The organism is Microcystis sp. M53598_WE2, assembly GCF_030067735.1.
GTDB classification, from domain to species: Bacteria; Cyanobacteriota; Cyanobacteriia; order Cyanobacteriales; family Microcystaceae; genus Microcystis; species Microcystis aeruginosa.
In genome coordinates this window covers 1-4,098 of record NZ_JASJFE010000927.1, presented here as the reverse complement: position 1 = coordinate 4,098, position 4,098 = coordinate 1, and the positions used below count along the sequence as shown (strand labels likewise).

Annotated in this window: 5 protein-coding genes and 1 pseudogene; 5 read left to right on the top strand and 1 reads right to left on the bottom strand. The window is 43.3% G+C overall.

Annotation, left to right across the window (positions count from 1 at the left end):
* The 3 genes and pseudogenes from PX636_RS18930 to PX636_RS18920 form a co-directional block, all read left to right on the top strand.
* Positions 1 to 294, top strand: a pseudogene (locus PX636_RS18930) (tetratricopeptide repeat protein); the annotation flags it as partial.
* Positions 295 to 411: 117 nt separating this feature from the next.
* The gene (locus PX636_RS18925) at positions 412 to 537 is read left to right on the top strand and encodes a hypothetical protein (protein ID WP_002780589.1); all 126 of its coding nucleotides are present in this window, start codon (positions 412 to 414) and stop codon (positions 535 to 537) included.
* 70 nt (positions 538 to 607) lie between these two features.
* On the top strand, positions 608 to 886 hold the full coding sequence (locus tag PX636_RS18920; protein ID WP_288118294.1) for a UPF0175 family protein: 279 nt from the start codon (positions 608 to 610) through the stop codon (positions 884 to 886).
* A gap of 148 nt (positions 887 to 1,034) precedes the next feature.
* Here PX636_RS18920 and fabI read toward each other — a convergent pair whose 3' ends face one another.
* Complete coding sequence (gene fabI / locus PX636_RS18915; RefSeq protein ID WP_002760333.1) at positions 1,035 to 1,811, bottom strand: enoyl-ACP reductase FabI; 777 nt, start codon at positions 1,809 to 1,811, stop codon at positions 1,035 to 1,037.
* A gap of 213 nt (positions 1,812 to 2,024) precedes the next feature.
* Between fabI and ntcA the strand changes: the two genes are divergently transcribed.
* Together ntcA and PX636_RS18905 are read left to right on the top strand one after the other, a co-directional pair.
* The gene (gene ntcA / locus PX636_RS18910) at positions 2,025 to 2,702 is read left to right on the top strand and encodes a global nitrogen regulator NtcA (RefSeq protein WP_002793163.1); all 678 of its coding nucleotides are present in this window, start codon (positions 2,025 to 2,027) and stop codon (positions 2,700 to 2,702) included.
* A gap of 7 nt (positions 2,703 to 2,709) precedes the next feature.
* A partial coding sequence (locus PX636_RS18905; RefSeq protein WP_288118292.1) for a DUF3084 domain-containing protein occupies positions 2,710 to 4,098 on the top strand: 1,389 nt, incomplete at its 3' end.

The following is a 4,098-nucleotide window of genomic DNA, read 5'->3' as shown; positions in this document are numbered from 1 at the left end:
GGGATTGCCTTAGATAATTTACGCAGATTTGAACAAGCGATCGCCTCTTACGACAAAGCTTTAGAAGTTAAACCCGATTTCCATCAAGCTTGGTACAACCGAGGGAATGCGTTAAAGAATTTAGGGAGATTAGAAGAAGCGATCGCATCCTACGATCAAGCTTTAGAAGTTAAACCCGATTTCCATCAAGCTTGGACTAACCGAGGGAATGCGTTAAGGAATTTAGGCAGATGGGCAGAAGCGATCGCCTCTTACTACCAAGCGGTAGCCATTAAATCCGATGACCATCAAGCTTAGTCTGACCGAGGGTGGGCGATTTGTTCTCTGGGTAAAATAGGGCTAGATCAACTAACAGAATACAGCGATCCTTACCATTGGGCAGCCTATACCCTGACTGGACAGGACTAACTTATGGAAATTCCCAAAACAATTATCGATCTTGAAGCGCTGCTAATTGCCCTCGCACAGCAGACTGAACCCTTGCCAGAATATCTACAGCGATCACTCAAAGAAATTGGACGATTACTAAGGTGTTAGGTTTCATGCTTCAACTCAACCTAAGTTCTATAAAAATTATCGGTAAACCCAAAAAAAAGGAAGCTAAATCATGAAAATTACTATCGATATTCCCGATGAATTGCTTCAACATTACAACTACAATAATCTTACCCGTGAAATTTTAGAGGCTTTGGTGGTGCAGGCCTACCGAGCGGAAAAAATCACCAGTGCCGAGGTCGGAAGTATTTTAGGTCTATCTTCTCGTTGGGTGGTGGATGCTTTTTTGAAAAACCACGATGCCGATTTACATTACAATGAAGTCGATCTAGAGAGCGATCGCAAGACTCTTCAGCAACTTCGCAACAAACACGATCATAGTCTTTTTTGATCGTCGTTTCAATTAAATTGAAGATAGATTTCGCCTTTGATACCCCCTTGATCCTAGGGTTGATTCATAGTAGGGTTGATTCATGAATCAACCCTACTACCCTTAATAAGGGGGGCGCTGATGGTTTTTAACACCTACCTACTTAAAACTACATTCCCATAATTTCGTAACCGGAATCTACATAAATAATCTGACCGGTAATACCACTAGCAAGATCACTGGCTAAAAAAGCGGCCGTATTTCCCACTTCAATTTGTGTCACCGTGCGATGTAAAGGAGCGATTTCTTCCACATGATGGATCATATCAAGAATTCCACCCACGGCCGAAGATGCCAAGGTGCGAATTGGACCGGCGGAAATACCATTAACTCGGATCTTTTGGCCACCTAATTCGGCGGCTAAATAGCGAACACTCATTTCTAAACCAGCTTTTGCCACCCCCATTAAATTATAGTTAGGAATTACCTTGACACCACCGAGATAGGTAAGAGTGATAATACTTCCCCCTTCCGTCATCAAGGGTTTAGCCGATCGAGCTAGACGGGTTAGGGAAAAAGTGCTAATATCTAGGGATTTAGTGAAAGCTTCCCGAGGGATGGCGGTAAAATCGCCCGTTAAACCCTCTTTATCGGCAAAAGCGAGACAGTGAATCAAAATATCCAGTTTACCCCATTTTTCCGCCACTGTAGCGAAAGTATCTTCTACCTGTTGGTCATTTTGGACATCGCAGGGGACATAAAAAGCGGGATTAAGTTCATCGGCCAATTCTCGCACTTTTTTCTCAAAACGGCCCTTTTCGTCGGGGAGATAGGTGACACCGATATTTGCACCAGCTTGATGGAGTTGTTGGGCAATTCCCCAAGCGATCGAGCGATTATTGGCAATCCCCGTCACTAGGGCGTTTTTTCCCGTTAAATCTAACATAGTTCTCGTTTCTCTTACAAAAATCTCCCCAATAGCCGACCCCAGCGAGATTCGGTATAATAGGGATACAGATAACGGGGCAGCAATGATCACCCCTCCCCATTGTCTGGCAAAAAGCGCCCAAAACTTTTCCCAGTTTAGGCAGCGGTTATGTTTAATAGAGGTGACACTCGTTGCATAATAAAAACAATTTTCCCCTTTTTTGGATGTGAGATGGACTTATCCCTAATACAAGATAAACCCCTAGCAGATGTGTTCCGTCGAATCGGCAGCGGCAATTTCCCCCCGGTGGTGGAATTGTTCGAGCGTGGCAAAACCATCTTTTTCCCGGGAGATCCCGCCGAAAGAGTCTATTTTTTGCTGAAAGGAGCCGTTAAGTTGTCGCGAGTCTATGAAGCGGGAGAAGAAATTACCGTGGCTCTACTGCGGGAAAATAGCGTCTTTGGTGTGCTATCCTTACTGACTGGTCAGCGCTCGGATCGTTTTTATCATGCCGTGGCTTTTACTCCGGTAGAATTACTCTCGGCCCCGATCGATCAGGTAGAAAGGTCCCTCCGCAATAATCCCGATTTATCAATGTTGATGCTGCAGGGGTTGTCCTCGCGGATTCTGCAAACGGAAATGATGATCGAAACCTTGGCTCACCGGGATATGGGTTCACGTTTGGTCAGTTTTTTATTAATTCTCTGTCGTGATTTTGGGGTCCCCACCACCGATGGCATCCGGGTGGATCTAAAATTGTCTCACCAAGCGATCGCAGAAGCGATCGGTTCTACCCGCGTCACTGTCACCCGTTTATTGGGAGAGCTGCGGGATCAAGAAATGGTCTCAATTTACAAGAAGAAAATTACCGTCCATAATCCCGTCGCTCTCAGTCAACAATTTACTTAAATTCTGGATGACTAGCGCTTATATTTTGGTTTTGGCCATCGTGGTTTTAGGTGGTCTGATAGCGGCGGTTGGCGATCGCATAGGGAGCCGTATCGGTAAGAAAAGGATGCGTTTATTTAATCTGCGTCCGAAACAAACCGCGACTTTGATGACGATTGTAACGGGAATTTTGATCGCCGGTTCGACTTTAATTGTCTTGTTTGCTTCTAGTAAATCCCTGCGTCAAGGGGTTTTTGAACTGGATCGTCTTTTAAATGAACGTCGTGCTGCTATTAAGGATTTAGAAAGACAGGTGAGAAAAACCACCGAACAAAAAAATCAGGTGGAAAAGGCTTTAAAAACGGCTAAAAGTGAACAGATAGCTGTGCAGAAACGTCTAGAGGTTCTTAACAAAAATTATCAAGCTTCTCGTCAACGTTTGCGATTAGTTTCGGGACAGTTGGAAAAGTTTCGTAAGGAAGTTGCTAATTTAAACAATGAACGAGTCATTTTAACTAATCAAAAGGCACAGTTAATCAGTCAACGGGATCAATTGTCCCAACAAAAATCAATTCTTTCTAGTCAGATCAATCAACTACAAACCACCGTTCAAGTTAGAGATAAAGAGTTAGCTAATCAACAAAAGTTATTAACAACCAGACAAGCGCGACTTCAACAGTTGGAAACCCAACAAAAAACCCTACAGCTAGAAATTGATCGCCGGGATCAACGCATTGGAGAACTCGATCGATCGATTGTGGATAAAAATTTGGCTTTGGAACAGCGCGAGGGAAAATTAAAAGATTTAGAAACCCAAATGGCTTTTCTTAAGCGGGAAGTGGAAGTTTTAGAACAATACTATCAAACCTATCAAGAATTGCGGGAAAAACAAATCGCTATTTTCCGGGGACAGGTGTTATCTTTTGGAGCTTTTCGTATTGTTGATACTCAAGCTATTGTCGCTGTTATTGATAAGTTATTGCGAGAAGCGAATATGAATGCTATCCGTGCCACCCAACCGAATCAGCCTAATTTTGACCAGCGTTTAGTTAAGATCACAAAAGCACAGGTAGAACAGTTAAGTCAACAATTACAGGACGGTAAAGAATATGTGGTGAGAATCCTTTCAGCAGGTAATTATGTCTTAGGAGAAAGCGAGATTCGTGTCTTTGCTGATGTGGTTCCCAATCAACGAGTTTTTGAGGAGAAACAGGTAATCGCTGCCGTTTCCATCGATCCCCAAAATATGACAGAAGAAGACCTACAAAAGCGTTTAGATTTACTTTTAGCTTCGGCTCAATTTCGCGCTAGAAGTGCGGGAGTTTTAGGGTCAATTCAAGTGGAAGATGGGTTATTAACTACGGTAGTTAACTTTATCGATCAAGTCAAAAGGTCGGGTATTTCTATCGAGACACTT

Coding starts and splice junctions, on each gene's coding strand:
- PX636_RS18925 (WP_002780589.1), top strand. CDS start 412: ATGGAAATTCCCAAAACAATTATCGATCTTGAAGCGCTGCTAATTGCC.
- PX636_RS18920 (WP_288118294.1), top strand. CDS start 608: ATGAAAATTACTATCGATATTCCCGATGAATTGCTTCAACATTACAAC.
- fabI (WP_002760333.1), bottom strand. CDS start 1,811: ATGTTAGATTTAACGGGAAAAAACGCCCTAGTGACGGGGATTGCCAAT.
- ntcA (WP_002793163.1), top strand. CDS start 2,025: ATGGACTTATCCCTAATACAAGATAAACCCCTAGCAGATGTGTTCCGT.